Source organism: Pseudomonas sp. GW822-FHT04H02 (genome assembly GCF_058800645.1).
The window spans coordinates 162,515-177,260 of record NZ_JBXAMM010000005.1 but is presented as its reverse complement, the minus strand read 5'-3'; the positions used below and the strand labels follow the sequence as shown (position 1 = coordinate 177,260).

Genomic DNA, 14,746 nt, shown 5'->3' with positions numbered 1-14,746 from the left:
CGCCATGAATCTGGAGAAAAACCCATGAGCAAAAAAGTTGCAGTGATCCTTTCCGGTTGCGGCGTGTTCGACGGCGCCGAAATCCACGAAAGCGTGATCACCCTGCTGCGCCTCGACCAACGCGGCGCCCAGGTGCAGTGCTTCGCCCCGAACATCCCCCAGATGCATGTGCTCAACCACCTGACCGGCGAAACCATGGCCGAGACCCGTAACGTGCTGGTGGAATCGGCGCGCATCGCCCGGGGTGAGGTCAAGGACCTGCGCGAAGCCCGCGTCGAAGACTTCGATGCGCTGATCGTTCCCGGTGGCTTCGGGGCAGCCAAGAACCTCTCCAGCTTCGCCACCGAAGGCGCTGCCTGCACAGTCCAGGCCGACGTCCTGGCCCTGGCCGAAGCCTTTGCCGAAGCCGGCAAGCCGGTGGGCCTGATGTGCATCGCCCCGGCCATGGCCGCGAAGATCTACGGCCCCGGCGTGACCTGCACCATCGGCAACGATGCCGACACCGCAGCCGCCCTGGGCAAGATGGGCGCCACCCACGCCGAATGCGCAGTGGGCGAGATCATCGAAGACAAGGCGCGCAAACTGGTGAGCACCCCCGCCTACATGCTGGCGAAATCCATCAGCGAAGCGGCCTCGGGCATCAACAAACTGGTGGACCGGGTGCTGGAGCTGACCCACGAAGGCGACAAGTGAGCCTCTAGCGAGCGCCCCTCAGGCCTGGCGCGCCAAGCGCGTCAGGATGCGGTCCAGGGCGTTGGCGAAGGCCTGTTTTTCCCGGTCGCCATAGGGCGCTTGCCCACCACTGACCTGCCCCTGTTCACGCAGGTCGGTAAACAGGTTGCGCACCGCCAGGCGCTCGCCCATGTTCTGTGCGTCGAACTCCTTGCCCCGCGGGTCCAGGGCCGCCACGCCCTTTTTCACCAGGCGGTCGGCCAGCGGCACGTCACTGCAGATCACCAGTTCACCGGGCACTGCGTGCTCCACCAGGTAATCGTCGGCGGCATCCGGGCCGCTGGGCACCACGATCAGCCTGACGCAGGCGAAGGCCGGCTTGATCTGCGCCTGTCCGGCCACCAGCACCACTTCGAACTGGCGCTTCAGGGCGAAGCGCACTATTTGATCCTTGGCCGCCTTGGGGCAGGCATCGGCATCGATCCAGACACGCATTGAATGTTCTCCCTCCAGAATGCAGAACGGGCAAGCCGCCCCTTCAGGAGCGGGCTTGCCCGCAATCAACTACGCCGGCTCAGGAAGCCTGCACGCGGCGCTTCTCACTCATGCGGCTGCGGCTGTAGAGCACCACGATCGCCAGGATCGCCACCGCCTGGGCACCCAGCGAGTAGGCGTCGGCATGAATACCCAGCCAGTCGAAGTCGAAGAACGGCACTGGCCGCGTACCGAAGATACCCGCTTCCTGCAACGCCTTGACGCCGTGCCCGGCGAACACCACCGACAAGGCGCAGAGCAGTGCCGCGTTGATGCCGAAGAACAGCGCCAGGGGCAGCTTGGCCGAGCCCCGCAGGATCACCCAGGCCAGCCCCACCAGCAGCACCAGGGCGGTGGCGCCACCGGCCAGTACCGCGTTGTGCCCGGCAGGGCCGGCCTGCAGCCACAGGGTTTCGTAGAACAGGATCACTTCGAACAGCTCGCGATAGACCGAGAAGAACGCCAGCACCGCAAAGCCGAAACGCCCGCCGCCGCCCACCAGGCTGCTCTTGATGTAGTCCTGCCAGGCCGCCGCATGCCGGCGGTCATGCATCCACACCCCGAGCCACAGCACCATGACACTGGCGAACAGCGCGGTGGCGCCTTCGAGCAGTTCACGCTGGGAACCGCTGACATCGATCACGTAGGCCGCCAAGGCCCAGGTACCCAGGCCGGCCAGCAAGGCCAGGCCCCAGCCGACGTTGACACTGCGCACCGCCGATTGCTGGCCGGTGTTACGCAGGAAGGCGAGGATGGCCGCCAGCACCAGGATCGCTTCCAGGCCTTCGCGCAGCAGGATCAGCAGGCCGGAAACAAAGCTCAGAGACCAGCTCAGGCTGTCGCCGCCCAGAAGCTCGGCGGACTCCTTGAGCTTGGCCTTGGCCGCGTCCAGACGCTGTTCGGCCTGGGCCACCGGCAAACCGTCCTGCAACGACTGCCGGTAGGCCATCAGGGCCTTTTCGGTGTCTTTGCGGACGTTGGCATCGACGTTGTCCAGGGAGCTTTCTACCAGCTCGAAACCTTCCAGGTACGCCGCTACCGACAGATCGTAGGCCTGTTCGTGATCACCGCTGCGATAGGCCGCCAGGCTCTTGTCCAGGGTCGATGCGGTGTAGTCCAGCAACTGCGCCGGCCCCCGCTTGACCTGAGGCGGCTGGGCCCGCTGGGCACGGAAAGTTGCGGCTGCCTGAGGGCCCTGGGCGGCCAGTACTTCACCCGGAGTCTGCCGGGCCAGGTCGGCCAGATTGAAGCTCTGCTCGCCCTTGGCGGCCGCGGGGTCGGCGCTGAAACTTGCGATGTAGGTGGCCAGGTCCCAACGCTGGCGATCATCCAGTTGATCAGCGAAGGACGGCATGTCGGTGCCTTCCACGCCCAACCCCAGGGTGTTGTAGATGGCATACAGGCTCAGGCGGTCGAGACGTTCGACATCCCGCAGGTTGGCCGGTGGTGGGGTCATGCCCACGCCTGCCGGACCATCGCCGGCGCCCTGCTCGCCATGGCACACCGAGCAGTGCTGGGCGTACAACGGCGCGCCACGGGTCGGATCCGGGGTGATGATCGGCGCCTGGCTGACCTCATAGGCTACCGCCAGCCGAGCCCCCATCTGCCGCGCCTGGCGAGCGACCTGATTGCCATCGACGCGGTCATCCACCGCTTTGCGCAGGCTGACAACGCCTTGCTCCAGTTCAGCCTTTTCCGGTTTGGCCGGCAGATCGGCGATCAACCCCTGCAGGACGCCGAGAAACTCCACCTGCTCACGGTACTCGGACTCGTCAATGACCTTGCCCCCCTCGACCGTGGCGGGATAGTCCGCGCCAATGTAATCCAGCAGATGCAGGGCCTTGGGCGCGCCGTCGACGGTATCGGCCAGCAGGTTGAAGCTGAAAAGCGCCAGCACCGGCAACACTAGCAACGCCAGTAAACGGGAAGGGGCAATCATGAATAAATCTCAAAGGGAAATAAGAAGTAACATATTGTTCCCTCCCAACGAGTTTCACTCAAGGCTTATCAGCCCCGCTGAAACATCTTCGCTCACAGGCCACCAGCCTCACGCCCAGCTAGCACCCGCTCCCCTGCGTGCGCAAAGTGTCCAAGCCCCTGGGCGAAGACGTCACCCGGCAGTTGGGTCGTGACAGCTGCGAGCAACCGCGCCAAGCGCCGATGCGCAACAACCAGCCGCCGGACACGGCGCCAGTGATCCTGCGCTAAACCGCACGCAAACGAAAAAGGCGACCCGGTGGGTCGCCTTTTCTTGTTCCTGCAAACCTAGGCCGCCGCTTTGCGGATAGTTGCCAGAAAACCGGCGGCGCCGAGGAACAGGCCGGCGAAGGTGCGGTTCATCCGCCGCTGCTGGACCGGGGTGCGCAACAGGCGCAGGACCTTGGACGCCAGCCCCGTATAGCCGGCCATGACGATCAGGTCGACCACGATCATGGTGGCGCCGAGAATCAGGTACTGCTTGACCAGGGGGGCATGGGGATCGATGAACTGCGGCAACACCGCCAGCATGAACACCAGCGCCTTGGGGTTGCTGATGTTTACCAGGAAACCGCGAAACACCAGGGCCAGGGGCTTGCCGATGGGGCGAATGGCGGCGTCATCACTGAGGTCGCTGGGCAGCGCGCGCCACTGCTTGACCGCCAGGTACACCAGGTAGGCGACACCGAACCACTTGATGGCATAGAAGGCCGTGGCAGAGGCCGCGAGAATGGCCCCGACACCGGCCGCGACAATTGCAATCTGCATGGCCAGGCCCAGTTGCAGCCCCAGGGCGTTCCAGTAGCCGCGCCAGAAACCGTATTGCAGGCCGCAGGACATCGACGCAATGGCGCCGGCGCCCGGGGAAAGACTGATTACCCAACTGGCGGCAAAGAACGCCAGCCATGTCTCAAGCACCATCGCACACCTCGGATCGAATTGGTCGTGACTGCCTAAGCTAATCCTCCGCTTGGCGGCTGACCATATTTTTTTCGCCCAAAGGTGATGCAGCGGCTAAAGAGGAAGGGGTTACTTTTCGCCGCTGCCCACGGGCAGCACATCAGTGCCACGCCAGCGGCGCACCGAGCGCTGGAAGAACAGGCTGTTGGGCACCTGGACCATGGCGCTGCCGGTGCCGGCTTCCTCGGCTTCGATCAGGGTGGTGTACAGCAGGTTGATCGCCACGACCCGGCCCTTGACCCCAGGCTTGTCGACGGTGTCCACCAGCTCCACCACGTCACCCAGGCGGAACGGGCCAACCGTGAAGATCAGGATCGCGCAGAGCAGGTTGGAGAGCACGCTCCACATGGCGAAGAAGGCCACCGCCGCCACGGCGACGAAGCCTGAAAGGGCGGTCCACAGCACCGTGGCGGAAACCCCCAGGCGCTCCAGCACGAAGATCACCGCGCTGCCCATGATCAGCCAGCGTAGGCCGCCCCGCAGGGGCATCAGCAACTGCGGCGGGAACGGGTAGCGCTCGCCCAGGCGGGTCAGGCCACGAGCCACGAAGCGCTGGGCCAGGTAGCCCGCCAGGAGGATCAGCAGGATCTGCACGCCAATCCACAACGGGCCGATCCACTGGGCCGGCAACGGTAATTGCAGCGCCTCCATCAGGACAGCGCCTCCAGCTCGGCCTGCATGCTTTCCAGCAGTTCCAGGGCCTCCATCCAGGCTTCTTCCAGCTCGGACTCACGGGTCTTGAGCTTGGCCTGCTCGGCCAGCAGATCCCGCAACTCATCCTTGCGCGCAGCCTCGTACAAACCGCTGTCGCCCAGGCTGGCCTCGATCTTGGCCAGGCGCTCATGCACCTTGCCCAACTCGGCTTCCAGCTTGTCGGCCTCGCGCTTGTGCGGTGCCAGTTGCTGACGCAACGCCGCGGCGGCCTGGCGCTGGGCCTTCTTGTCGGTCTTGTCCGGGTTCACCGGTGTGTTGCTGACCGGGGCATTGCGCTGGCGGTAATCCACCAGCCAACGGGTGTAGTCGTCCAGGTCGCCGTCGAACTCTTCGACCTTGCCGTCGGCCACCAGGAAGAAGTTGTCGGTGGTGCTCTTGAGCAGATGGCGATCGTGGGAGACCACCAGCACCGCACCACTGAACTCTTGCAGGGCCATGGTCAGGGCCAGGCGCATCTCCAGGTCCAGGTGGTTGGTGGGTTCGTCGAGCAGCAACAGGTTGGGCCGCTCCCAGGCGATCAGGGCCAGGGCCAAACGGGCTTTTTCACCGCCGGAGAAGTTCAGCACCGGCTCGTCGATCCGTGCGCCGCGGAAGTCGAAACCGCCGAGGAAGTCGCGCAGGGTCTGCTCGCGCTCGGTGGGCGCCAGGCGCTGCAGATGCAGCAAGGGGCTGGCCTTGGAGTCCAGGGAATCGAGCTGATGCTGGGCGAAGTAACCGACAACGGTGTTCTCGCCCCGGGTCAGGCGCCCGGACAGCGGCTGGAGTTCGCCGGAGAGGTTCTTGATCAGGGTCGACTTGCCGGCGCCGTTGGGCCCCAGCAGGCCGATCCGCGCGCCCGGAGTCAGCTGCAGCTTGACCTTCTCCAGGACCGCACGCTCGCCATAGCCCAGGCGGGCATCGGAGAGGTCGATCAGCGGGCTGGAGATCTTCGTCGACTCACGGAAGGTGAAATCGAAGGGCGAATCGACGTGTGCCGCCGACAGCTCCTCCATGCGCTCCAGGGCCTTGATCCGGCTCTGTGCCTGCCGGGCCTTGGTGGCCTGGGCCTTGAAGCGGGCGATGTAGCTTTCCATGTGCGCGCGCTGCGCCTGCTGCTTCTCGTAGGCTTGCTGCTGCTGGGCCAGACGCTCGGCACGGGCGCGTTCGAAGGCGCTGTAGCCACCGCGATAGAGGGTGATCTTGCGCTGGTCGACGTGGGCCACGTGATCGACCACGGCATCGAGGAAGTCCCGGTCGTGGGAGATCAGGAGCAAGGTGCCGGGGTAACCCTTGAGCCACTCTTCGAGCCAGATGATGGCGTCGAGATCCAAGTGGTTGGTAGGTTCGTCGAGCAGCAGCAGGTCCGAGGGACACATCAGCGCCTGCGCCAGGTTCAGGCGCATCCGCCAGCCCCCGGAGAAGTCGCCGACCTGACGGTCCATCTGCTCGTTGGTGAAACCCAGGCCAGCCAGCAGCTTGCGCGCCCGCGCATCGGCGGTGTAACCGTCGGCGCTGTCCAGCTCGGCATGCAAGCGCGCTTGCGCGGCGCCGTCCTGGGCCGCTTCTGCAGCGGCCAGGTCACGCTGCACCTGGCGCAGGCGCAAGTCGCCGTCGAGCACATAGTCCACCGCCAGGCGCTCGAGGGTATCGACCTCCTGGCGCATGTGGGCGATGCGCCAGTCGGCCGGCAGGAAGCAGTCACCCGAGTCCGGGTGCAGCTCACCGCGCAGCAAGGCAAAGAGGCTGGATTTGCCGGCGCCGTTGGCACCGATCAGGCCGGCTTTCTGGCCGGCGTGCAGGGTTAGCTCGGCGTCTTCTAGCAGACGTTGCGGGCCACGCTGTAAAGTCAGGTTCTGAAGTCGAATCATAATGGCGGCGGAGTCTACCAGCTTCGTTAGCAACTGGCGCGAGTAGCAATATGTCCCCTGACCTGTGGAGCTTTGCCCTGAAGACCTACGCCCTGCCCGGTGTGCAGGAGGCCTGCCTGCAACTGCAGGATGGCGGGGCCAATGTCTGTCTGTTGCTCTGTGGCGCCTGGCTTGGCCAAAGGGGGGTCGACTGCGATAAGCAGCGCCTGCAAGCGCTCGAAGAGTTGGCTGCGCCCTGGTATCAGGAGGTGGTCGAACCCCTGCGCAAACTGCGGATTGAGTGGCGAGCCGCCGCGGCCAGCGACGTGCAACTGAGCACCTTGCGCGAACAACTCAAGGCCCTGGAGCTGGATGCCGAACGGCAGTTGCTGCTGCGTCTGCAGGAAGGGGCACGAAAGTGGCCCGAAGCTCAGGCCCGGAGCCTGAATGACTGGCTGGAAGGACTGGCGGCCGAAGCCGCCGTCCGGAACCGCAATGCGCTGCAGGTACTGCGCATCGCGGTGGCCGGCGCTTAGGAAGCGCTGGAAGGGTTGCTGGCTGGAGCCGACGCAGGAACAGCGGGTGCACTTGCAGCTGGTGCCGGCGAGGCAGCCGGAGCAGGAGTTGCAGGCTTGGCCGCTGCGGGCGCGGGAGCTGCAGGTTTGGCAACTGGAGCAGTTGGCTTGGCTACAGCAGGCTTGGCGGCTGCGGGCTTGGCAGCAGGCTTTTTCGCGGCCGGCTTGGCAGCGGGTTTTGCTGCGGGTTTGGCGGCGGCAGGCTTGGCCGCCGATGCCGCGGCTGGCTTGGCAGCTGCAGGTTTGCTCGCGGGTTTGGCCGGAGCTTTTGTAGCGGCGGGTTTCGCTGCTGGTTTAGCGGCCGGTTTGGCGGCAGCCGGTTTAGCCGCAGCGGTCTTGGTGGCAGCAGGTTTCGCTGCTGGCTTGGCGGCTACGGGCTTGGCGGCAGGTTTAGCAGCTGGCTTGGCCGCAGCGGCTTTGGTCGCAGGCTTCGCAGCGGGCTTGGCGGCTGGCTTGGCAGCTACCGGTTTGGCAGCCGCCGCTTTGCCGGCAACAGGCTTGGCCGCTGGTTTGGCAGCAGGCTTGGCGGCTGCGGTTTTGGCCGCGGCGGGCTTGGCTGCACTGGCAGCAACAGGCTTTTTCGCCGCCGGCTTGGCAACAGGTTTGGCCGGTGCCTTGGCAGCAGGCTTGGCCGCTGGTTTTTTAGCTGCTACCGCTGCCGGCTTGGCATCACGAGAGCTCAATGCCTTGCCTACCGCTTCCTTCACACGACCCACGCCTTGAGCCAGTTTCAGGCTCTCCTGGGCATCGCGCTTGAGTTGCAGAATGTAGCTGCGGGTTTGCGCCTGACGCTCTTTCAGGGCGTCCAGCAAATCTTCGAGTTCCTTGACCGCGGTCTTCGCCTTGGCTTGTGCCTTGGCCTTGCCGGCCGCCGCAGCGTCCTGCAGTTTGGTGCGCGATTTGTGCAGTTTTTCCTGCGCCTTGCCCCGTTGTTTTTCCAGCTTGGCGAGCAGTTTTTCAGCATCAGCCAAGGCTTGGGAACAAGCGTTTTCCAAATGTTCGAGCAAGCTGCCCGACAGCTGTTGGAGCAAATGCAACGGAGTATTTACAGGCTTCTTATTGGCCGACATGGTTTACCTCCTGGCTGACGTGAGTTGCGGCTCATACTAGACCTCTGCTGCTACCGCCGCTAGGGCATGTTGACAGTATCGAAAGCCTGGCGTTGCAGCCGAACGAAAATGTTCTTCGCCCCCATCGAAGTTGCTCACCAACGAGCGCTTTGTCGCTGGCATAATCCACCGCAACTCAGGCCGGAGAGTGCCCATGTCGCGTTACCTGTTTTTATCCTTGAGCCTGTTCTTGCCACTGGCTCAGGCGGCTGCCGAAGCACCATCCAACAACGCTCACGATCTTGCCTACAGCCTGGGGGCAAGCCTCGGTGAACGCCTGCGCGATGAGGTGCCCGACCTGCAGATCCAGGCCCTGGTCGAAGGCTTGAGGGCCGCCTATCAAGGCAAGCCTCTGGCGCTGAAAAGCGAACGCATCGAACAGATCCTTGCCGAGCACGACGCACAGATCAGCGAACAGTCGGCCAAGTCTCAGACAGAGATCGCGCTGAAAAACGAACAGCGCTTTCTCGATGAAGAAAAGGCCAAGCCCGGGGTCCGCCAACTGGCAGACGGCATCCTGCTGACCGAGTTGAGCCCTGGCAGCGGCAACAAGGCCAGCCCCAACGGCTCGGTCCAGGTGCGCTACACCGGGCGCCTGCCAGACGGCACCGTGTTCGATCAGACCCAGCAGCCGCAATGGTTCCGCCTCGACAGCGTGATCGCCGGCTGGCGTAGCGCACTGTCGCAGATGCCCACCGGAGCCCGGTGGCGCCTGGTAATCCCGTCGAACCAGGCCTATGGCACCGAAGGCGCCGGGGACCTGATCGCGCCCTACACCCCACTGGTGTTCGACATCGAATTGCTCGGTGTCGCTGGCTGAAGCGCCACAACGAAAAACGGCACGCCGAGGCGTGCCGTTTTTCCTGGTAGGTTCCTGTGCTCAGGCCTGAGCCACAGCTTCCTGCTTGTGGGCGTTGTGCAGCACTTCGATCAGGCAGTCTTCCAGCTCGAAGCGTTCATGCAGCAGGCCACCGAGTTCCTTGAACTTCTGCGCCACGCACTGGCCGGCGTCGCACAGGTCATTGAACGCCAGGAGCTTTTCGGTGATCACGTCGATGCGTGGGTAGAGGGTGTCGGCCAACTCCAGCCCGCGCTTGTCGCCAAACGCCTTGGCTTCGCTGGTCAGCTGTTCGTAGATTTCAAAATGGCCGGCGGAGACGTAGTCCACCAGGATCCCGCAGAATTCCTGCAGCGGCTTCTTGCTCTCACTCAGTGCCTCGGGCTCCGCGCCCAGCGCATCATAGGCTCGAACCAGTTCGTGACGCTCCTGCAACCAGCGGTCGATCAGCAGATGCACTCCACCCCAGCGTTCCTGAGCATTCTGACAACTTTCGAGCATGGTGATCTCTCTTCCCTTATGGGTCATGCCGCTTGCCCGCCGCTCCTTTCTGGAGACTCTGGATCCGGTCAGGCACAACAGCATCGAGCAACATAATTCCAGTGACAGGTGCGGGCCAGATTATGCCCGCTCGACTACAGCATCAAGGTACGCAGGAGATAAAGTTCATACAAGCGTTTAATCCCCGCCCTCCTGCCAAACACTGACTCAGGGCAACGCCACGGCCTTGCGCGCGCCCCGTAGCTGACGCCACAGGCGGTAGCCGCTAAAGATCAGCATGATCACGAAAAACAGCAGGCTCCACTCCGGCAAGCTCATGTCCAGCAGGGTCCAGGTGACCTCAGCGCAATCGGAGGTGCCCATGAAAGTCAGCTTCAACGCCTGCCACCAGGACAACTGGCGGAGCATGAAGGACATGTCCGGCAGGCAGGCCAGCAACTGTTCGGAAGGAATGTTCTGCAACAGCACATGGCGTCCCGCGGTGACCACCCCCAGCAGGCCCAACAGCAGGTTGAGCCCCCAGTAGACCGCCCGCCCCACGCGCCCTGGCCCCTGGATCACGGCCAACAGATTGACCCCACCCAATGCCAGCAACAGCAGGCGCTGCACGCCCCACAGCGAACAGGACTCGAGGCCGCCACCCGTTTGCAGGTTGAACGCCGCCCACGAGGCCAAGGCCCCCACCAGGAACACCAGGGAGAACAGCAAGCGGGAGCCGGCCAGCGACATGAGATATCCGTAACGGGAGAAACAGGCAGCCACGGTAGAGAAAGCGCTCGCTGCTTTCAAGAAGCGCTATGTCGCAACCGATCGACAACAGCGCCACAGGTACAGCAGCAAAAGGGCCGGTTGCCTGAAACAGGCAACCGGCCCCGGGACACCTCAGGCCCGCACCGGGACCGGCAGCGGTGAGGCCAGCAGGCGCTCATCGAGCATGCCCAGACCTTCCTGGAACAGCTGGTTACTGCGTTCGGTATCCCCCAGTTGAGCCAGCAGGCGCGCCAGTTCCGCACAGGCTTCGGGGTTGCGTTGCAAGCGCAGGCTGCTTTCCAGATAGTCCCGGGCCTTGCCCCACAAGCTGTTCTGCAGGCACAGGCGGCCCAGGGTCAGCAGCAGGCTCGGATCGTCCGCATGCTCCTTCAGCCAGTGCTCGGCGGTCTGCAACTGGCGCGACGGATCGCTGCCACGCACCAGGCCATAGAGCCGTGCCAGGTGGCTTTCGTACTTGCGCTTGATTGCCGTGCGCAGGGCCTCTTCCGCCTCGGCCCCCGCGCCCAGTTGACGCAGTTGTTCGGCATAGGCCAGCACCAACTGCGGCTCCTGGCGCTGTGCCGAGGTCAACTGTTGCCAGGCACGATTGAGAGATTGCAGGCCGGCCACCTCATCTTCTTCACGACGCGCGGCCAGGGACAGGTTTTCACCCCAGGCCCGACGCTCCAGTTCCTGCAGTTCGCTGGCCGGCAGCGCCTTGTCCTTGCGCAACTCGGGCAACAGACGGATCAGGGCCGACCAGTCGCCACGCTGCTGATGCAGGCGCTGCAACTGGCGCAGCACCTGGACACTATGGGGATGGCGCTCATGCATGGCCTGCAGGGTGCTCAGGGCTCCCTCGGTATCGCCGCGATCCGTCTGCAGTTGGGCGTGGCTCAGGGCCACGGCCAGCTCTGCCTGGGGCTGGCGGGTCAGCGCCCGCTCCAGCAACCGGTCGCATTCTTCATAGTGGCCCTGCTCGTTGGCCGCCCGGGCAGCGCCGAGGTAGTAGAGCAGCGGCTGGCGCTCGGCCTCGGCGGCACGCTGCAGGTGCTTCTGCGCGCTGGCCCAGCGCCCTTCGGCGAGGTCCATCTGACCCTGCTCGATGGCGATCTGCACCCGGCGGCTGCGATTGCGCCGTGACCAGGGATTGACCACACCACCGGACACCATCACCAGCTCGATCAGCAGCTTGATGCCCCAGACCACCAGCCAGACCAGCGCCACCAGGGCCAGGGTTGCCCACAGGCTCGATTCGTAACGGAAGTTGCTGTAGGCGATCAGTACGTACCCGGGATGCTCGGCAATGGCCAGACCCAGCAGGCCGATGGCCGCAATGACCAGCAGGACGATCACATAGGTACGCTTCATGGGCTCGTCTCCTGGGCGTTGTTCGCCGCAGGTTTGGCCAGAGGCTTGACCGACTCCTCGACATTCAGGTTACGCCGCTCCAGGTAGGCCTGGACCGTACTCAGGGTCTTGGCCAGGTCCGGGGTGACGACCGTCACCGGCTGCTTGCTCAGCTCGGCCAGGCGCTCGAGCATGATCTTGCTTTGCGGGTTGTCCTGATTGAAGTTGCCGGTGAGCACGTCGCGGGCTTCGGTCAACGCCTGGGTATAGACCGCGGCCTGGCCGTTCAGGGCAGCCCACTGCGCCTGCTCCAGCGCCAGGCTCAGGGCCAGGCGCACCTGGGTCAGGCCCTGACCGGCCAGCAAGGGACGGATGTTCTTGTCGGCGTTGAAGTCGATGCGGAAATAGCGCGAGATCTGATCCCACCACTGGGCCCAGCGGCTAGCGCCGTCACCATCGGCTGTCAGGCCGAGCAGCGATTCACCGCGGTCCTTGTACTCCGGAGCCACGGCGCTCAGTTCCAGCACCTGGTCACGCAAGGCCCCCAGTTGCAGGAACAGCCCGGTGCGGTCCGGCTGCTCGGTGCTGCGCAGGGCCGCCAGGCTCTTGGCCAACTGCTCGCGGGCTGCGAAGGCTCCCGGATCGTTTTGTTCCCGCAGGATATCGTCGGCGCCCTGGACCAGGGCCCTAGCGCTGCTGATGTCCTGCAGCGCCGAAAGACGCAGGCTGGCGAGGCGCAACAGGTGCTCGGCTTCCGCCAGGCGCCAGTCCTTGCGGCTGGCGCCCAGTACGGTTTCCAGGCGCTGGTTCAGGCGCTGCTGGTCACCCTGCAACTGGGCCACCAGACGCCGCCGGTCTTCCAGCTCATCGGCCGCGGGCAGTTGTTCCAGGCGTTCGCTCAAGCGCTGTTCGCTGAGCTTGAGACTCTGGGCCTGATCCCCCAGGGCCTGCAACTGACTGAACTGCTGCTGGTTATTGGCTTGCAGGTGGCGCACCTGCCAGATCCCCCAGCCACCAACGGCGACGCCCGCCGCCCCCAGCAGCAGGGCCAGAATTGCCAACCCGTTGCCACGACGCTCAACGGTTGGTTTCGTGGGTTCAGCAGGTGTCTCGGGCACCGGCTGGGCTTCATCTTTAGGCAAGGCTGTTTCGCTCACGTATCCATCCTTTGCGTTTAGAGAACGGGCACGGGTTGCTCCCGTAACGCCGTTAGCAAAGCCGCGGCACTGGCGCCGCGACAATCCACAACTTTTTCCGCCCCTGCGGCGTGCGCCATGTCGGCGACCCGGGGGCTTGGAACAAACAACGGCATCTTCGCCAGTTGCGGCCAGGCGGGCCCCGCCAGCTGCCGCAAGTGGCTGAAACCTTGTCCACTGCTGACCACCAGCCCGTTCAAGCGTTCCACTTCAATCCGCTGGAGCAACGCGCCTTCGGCGTAGTGCGGCAGGCAGCGGCGGTAGAGTTCCAGATAATCGACACTAGCACCTAGGGCGCGCAAGCGCTCAGAGAGCAGCTCGCGCCCACCCTCCCCGCGCACGATCAACACCCGCGGATCAGGCCGGCGGATAGCCTCGCGCAATTGGGGAAGTTCAAGCAAGGCTTCACTGTCATCGCCCTGCTGGGGATAGGCCACTGGCAAGCCGGCATCCGCAAGGATCTGCGCGGTAGCGGCGCCTACGGTGAACCAGGCCTGGTCTGGTGGTTGCGGCCAATAATGGCGCAACAGCTCCAGGCCAAGATGCGCCGCCGGCTTGCTGACCACAATCACCGCACAGTACTGGTCGAATGCCAGCAGGGTAGCCCGCTGCGAGTCACTGACCGGCAACGCCTGGATTTCCAGCAATGGCAGGCTACTGCTCAAGATCTCGGACTGCGCCAGGATCGCCGCCAGCGCGGCGCAGTCCTCGGCCGGCCGGGTCAGCAGCAGGCGCCAGCCAGTCACTCCTCGCCCGCCTCGCCGTAGACCGCGCGCAGAATGTCATCGGCGCCCTGGGCCAGCAGGGCATCCGCCACTTGCACACCCAGCTCGGCGGCCGATGCGCGAGGGCCACGAGCTTCGGCGCTGAGCAGCAGGCCGCCGCTAGGCTCGCCCACCAGGCCGCGCAGCCAGATCTGCTCGCCTTCCAGCACCGCATAGCAGGCAATCGGCACCTGGCAACCACCGTTGAGGTGCTTGTTCAGTGCGCGCTCGGCGGTTACCCGGCTGGCCGTGTCGGCGTGATGCAGGGGGCCCAGCAAGGCGTGGATTTCAGTATCGGCACTGCGGCACTCGATGCCGACGGCGCCCTGGCCACCGGCGGGCAGGCTGTCGTCGACACTGATGGAGGAACTGATGCGATCCTCGAATCCGAGGCGGATCAAACCGGCGGCCGCGAGGATGATGGCGTCGTATTCGCCGGCATCCAGCTTGGCCAGACGGGTATTGACGTTGCCCCGCAGAAAACGGATCTGCAGGTCGGGGCGACGGGTCAGTAACTGAGCCTGACGGCGCAGGCTGGAGGTGCCCACCACGCTGCCTTCAGGCAACTCGTCGAGGCTGGCGTAGGTGTTGGAAACAAAGGCATCACGCGGATCTTCGCGCTCGCAGATGCAGAACAGACCCAGGCCTTCCGGGAAGTCCATGGGCACATCTTTCATCGAGTGCACGGCGATATCGGCCTGGTTTTCCAGCAGCGCGGTTTCCAGTTCCTTGACGAACAGACCCTTGCCACCGATTTTCGACAAGGGCGAGTCCAATAGTTTGTCGCCGCGGCTGACCATGGGCACCAGGGTCACGACAAGACCCGGATGGGCCTCTTGCAGACGGGCTTTGACGTATTCGGCCTGCCACAAGGCCAGAGCACTTTTGCGGGTAGCGATGCGGATTTCGCGAGAGGACATGGATCAATCCGTACTGAATAGATACGGCAGATAATAACAGCTCAACCAAATCAGCTTTGA

16 protein-coding genes are annotated in these 14,746 nt (G+C 64.4%); 4 read left to right on the top strand and 12 right to left on the bottom strand.

The genetic code is table 11. The features are described 5' to 3' along the window. The first annotated feature begins 24 nt into the window (after window positions 1-24). Window positions 25-693: an isoprenoid biosynthesis glyoxalase ElbB gene (elbB, locus tag AC1RMG_RS22740; RefSeq protein WP_493170337.1), complete on the top strand. Its 669-nt coding sequence runs from the start codon at window positions 25-27 to the stop codon at window positions 691-693. Between the two features lie 18 nt (window positions 694-711). Here the strand turns inward: elbB and AC1RMG_RS22735 are convergent, their stop codons facing one another. After that, window positions 712-1,167 (bottom strand): YaiI/YqxD family protein, encoded by a 456-nt coding sequence (locus AC1RMG_RS22735; protein ID WP_350403855.1) that lies wholly within the window; start codon window positions 1,165-1,167, stop codon window positions 712-714. A 79-nt stretch (window positions 1,168-1,246) separates the two neighbouring features. Then, window positions 1,247-3,145: an FTR1 family protein gene (locus AC1RMG_RS22730; protein ID WP_368994806.1), complete on the bottom strand. Its 1,899-nt coding sequence runs from the start codon at window positions 3,143-3,145 to the stop codon at window positions 1,247-1,249. A gap of 146 nt (window positions 3,146-3,291) precedes the next feature. Between AC1RMG_RS22730 and AC1RMG_RS22725 the strand changes: the two genes are divergently transcribed. Further along, window positions 3,292-3,414: a hypothetical protein gene (locus AC1RMG_RS22725; RefSeq protein ID WP_375538784.1), complete on the top strand. Its 123-nt coding sequence runs from the start codon at window positions 3,292-3,294 to the stop codon at window positions 3,412-3,414. A gap of 57 nt (window positions 3,415-3,471) precedes the next feature. Here the strand turns inward: AC1RMG_RS22725 and AC1RMG_RS22720 are convergent, their stop codons facing one another. From AC1RMG_RS22720 to AC1RMG_RS22710, 3 genes are all read right to left on the bottom strand, one after another. Then, window positions 3,472-4,104 carry a LysE family transporter gene (locus tag AC1RMG_RS22720; protein ID WP_011064164.1) on the bottom strand — a complete coding sequence of 211 codons (633 nt, stop codon included), beginning with the start codon at window positions 4,102-4,104 and terminating at the stop codon, window positions 3,472-3,474. A 108-nt stretch (window positions 4,105-4,212) separates the two neighbouring features. Continuing rightward, the gene (locus AC1RMG_RS22715) at window positions 4,213-4,794 is read right to left on the bottom strand and encodes a mechanosensitive ion channel family protein (RefSeq protein WP_011064165.1); all 582 of its coding nucleotides are present in this window, start codon (window positions 4,792-4,794) and stop codon (window positions 4,213-4,215) included. Then, on the bottom strand, window positions 4,794-6,704 hold the full coding sequence (locus AC1RMG_RS22710; protein WP_011064166.1) for an ATP-binding cassette domain-containing protein: 1,911 nt from the start codon (window positions 6,702-6,704) through the stop codon (window positions 4,794-4,796). The genes AC1RMG_RS22715 and AC1RMG_RS22710 overlap by 1 nt, the downstream gene beginning before the upstream one ends. Window positions 6,705-6,754: 50 nt before the next feature. On the opposite strand from AC1RMG_RS22710, the gene AC1RMG_RS22705 reads away from it, so the two are divergent. Continuing rightward, on the top strand, window positions 6,755-7,219 hold the full coding sequence (locus AC1RMG_RS22705) for a TIGR02444 family protein (RefSeq protein WP_011064167.1): 465 nt from the start codon (window positions 6,755-6,757) through the stop codon (window positions 7,217-7,219). Here the strand turns inward: AC1RMG_RS22705 and AC1RMG_RS22700 are convergent. Next, window positions 7,216-8,328, bottom strand: a complete 1,113-nt coding sequence (locus AC1RMG_RS22700; protein WP_161466783.1) for an AlgP family protein — start codon at window positions 8,326-8,328, stop codon at window positions 7,216-7,218. The two genes, AC1RMG_RS22705 and AC1RMG_RS22700, sit on opposite strands and share 4 nt — an antisense overlap. Before the next feature lie 193 nt (window positions 8,329-8,521). Here AC1RMG_RS22700 and AC1RMG_RS22695 point away from each other — a divergent pair, with 193 nt between their 5' ends. Next, window positions 8,522-9,187, top strand: a complete 666-nt coding sequence (locus tag AC1RMG_RS22695) for an FKBP-type peptidyl-prolyl cis-trans isomerase (protein WP_015637447.1) — start codon at window positions 8,522-8,524, stop codon at window positions 9,185-9,187. Window positions 9,188-9,247: 60 nt separating this feature from the next. On the opposite strand, the gene AC1RMG_RS22690 is transcribed toward AC1RMG_RS22695, so the two are convergent. The 6 genes from AC1RMG_RS22690 to hemC all read right to left on the bottom strand — a co-directional run bounded on the left by AC1RMG_RS22690 (window position 9,248) and on the right by hemC (window position 14,686). Further along, window positions 9,248-9,706: an Rsd/AlgQ family anti-sigma factor gene (locus AC1RMG_RS22690; protein WP_011064170.1), complete on the bottom strand. Its 459-nt coding sequence runs from the start codon at window positions 9,704-9,706 to the stop codon at window positions 9,248-9,250. A 207-nt stretch (window positions 9,707-9,913) separates the two neighbouring features. After that, entirely contained in the window at window positions 9,914-10,435 is a 522-nt protein-coding gene (locus AC1RMG_RS22685; RefSeq protein WP_053160388.1) for a disulfide bond formation protein B, read from the bottom strand. 153 nt (window positions 10,436-10,588) lie between these two features. Continuing rightward, on the bottom strand, window positions 10,589-11,827 hold the full coding sequence (locus AC1RMG_RS22680) for a heme biosynthesis protein HemY (RefSeq protein WP_011064172.1): 1,239 nt from the start codon (window positions 11,825-11,827) through the stop codon (window positions 10,589-10,591). After that, entirely contained in the window at window positions 11,824-12,963 is a 1,140-nt protein-coding gene (locus tag AC1RMG_RS22675; RefSeq protein ID WP_011064173.1) for a uroporphyrinogen-III C-methyltransferase, read from the bottom strand. The genes AC1RMG_RS22680 and AC1RMG_RS22675 overlap by 4 nt, the downstream gene beginning before the upstream one ends. A gap of 17 nt (window positions 12,964-12,980) precedes the next feature. Next, the gene (locus AC1RMG_RS22670; protein WP_169892429.1) at window positions 12,981-13,748 is read right to left on the bottom strand and encodes a uroporphyrinogen-III synthase; all 768 of its coding nucleotides are present in this window, start codon (window positions 13,746-13,748) and stop codon (window positions 12,981-12,983) included. Continuing rightward, window positions 13,745-14,686 (bottom strand): hydroxymethylbilane synthase, encoded by a 942-nt coding sequence (hemC, locus tag AC1RMG_RS22665; protein WP_019095788.1) that lies wholly within the window; start codon window positions 14,684-14,686, stop codon window positions 13,745-13,747. The genes AC1RMG_RS22670 and hemC overlap by 4 nt, the downstream gene beginning before the upstream one ends. Window positions 14,687-14,746: the final 60 nt, after the last annotated feature.

Coding starts and splice junctions, on each gene's coding strand:
- elbB (WP_493170337.1), top strand. CDS start 25: ATGAGCAAAAAAGTTGCAGTGATCCTTTCCGGTTGCGGCGTGTTCGAC.
- AC1RMG_RS22735 (WP_350403855.1), bottom strand. CDS start 1,167: ATGCGTGTCTGGATCGATGCCGATGCCTGCCCCAAGGCGGCCAAGGAT.
- AC1RMG_RS22730 (WP_368994806.1), bottom strand. CDS start 3,145: ATGATTGCCCCTTCCCGTTTACTGGCGTTGCTAGTGTTGCCGGTGCTG.
- AC1RMG_RS22720 (WP_011064164.1), bottom strand. CDS start 4,104: ATGGTGCTTGAGACATGGCTGGCGTTCTTTGCCGCCAGTTGGGTAATC.
- AC1RMG_RS22715 (WP_011064165.1), bottom strand. CDS start 4,794: ATGGAGGCGCTGCAATTACCGTTGCCGGCCCAGTGGATCGGCCCGTTG.
- AC1RMG_RS22710 (WP_011064166.1), bottom strand. CDS start 6,704: ATGATTCGACTTCAGAACCTGACTTTACAGCGTGGCCCGCAACGTCTG.
- AC1RMG_RS22705 (WP_011064167.1), top strand. CDS start 6,755: ATGTCCCCTGACCTGTGGAGCTTTGCCCTGAAGACCTACGCCCTGCCC.
- AC1RMG_RS22700 (WP_161466783.1), bottom strand. CDS start 8,328: ATGTCGGCCAATAAGAAGCCTGTAAATACTCCGTTGCATTTGCTCCAA.
- AC1RMG_RS22695 (WP_015637447.1), top strand. CDS start 8,522: ATGTCGCGTTACCTGTTTTTATCCTTGAGCCTGTTCTTGCCACTGGCT.
- AC1RMG_RS22690 (WP_011064170.1), bottom strand. CDS start 9,706: ATGCTCGAAAGTTGTCAGAATGCTCAGGAACGCTGGGGTGGAGTGCAT.
- AC1RMG_RS22685 (WP_053160388.1), bottom strand. CDS start 10,435: ATGTCGCTGGCCGGCTCCCGCTTGCTGTTCTCCCTGGTGTTCCTGGTG.
- AC1RMG_RS22680 (WP_011064172.1), bottom strand. CDS start 11,827: ATGAAGCGTACCTATGTGATCGTCCTGCTGGTCATTGCGGCCATCGGC.
- hemC (WP_019095788.1), bottom strand. CDS start 14,686: ATGTCCTCTCGCGAAATCCGCATCGCTACCCGCAAAAGTGCTCTGGCC.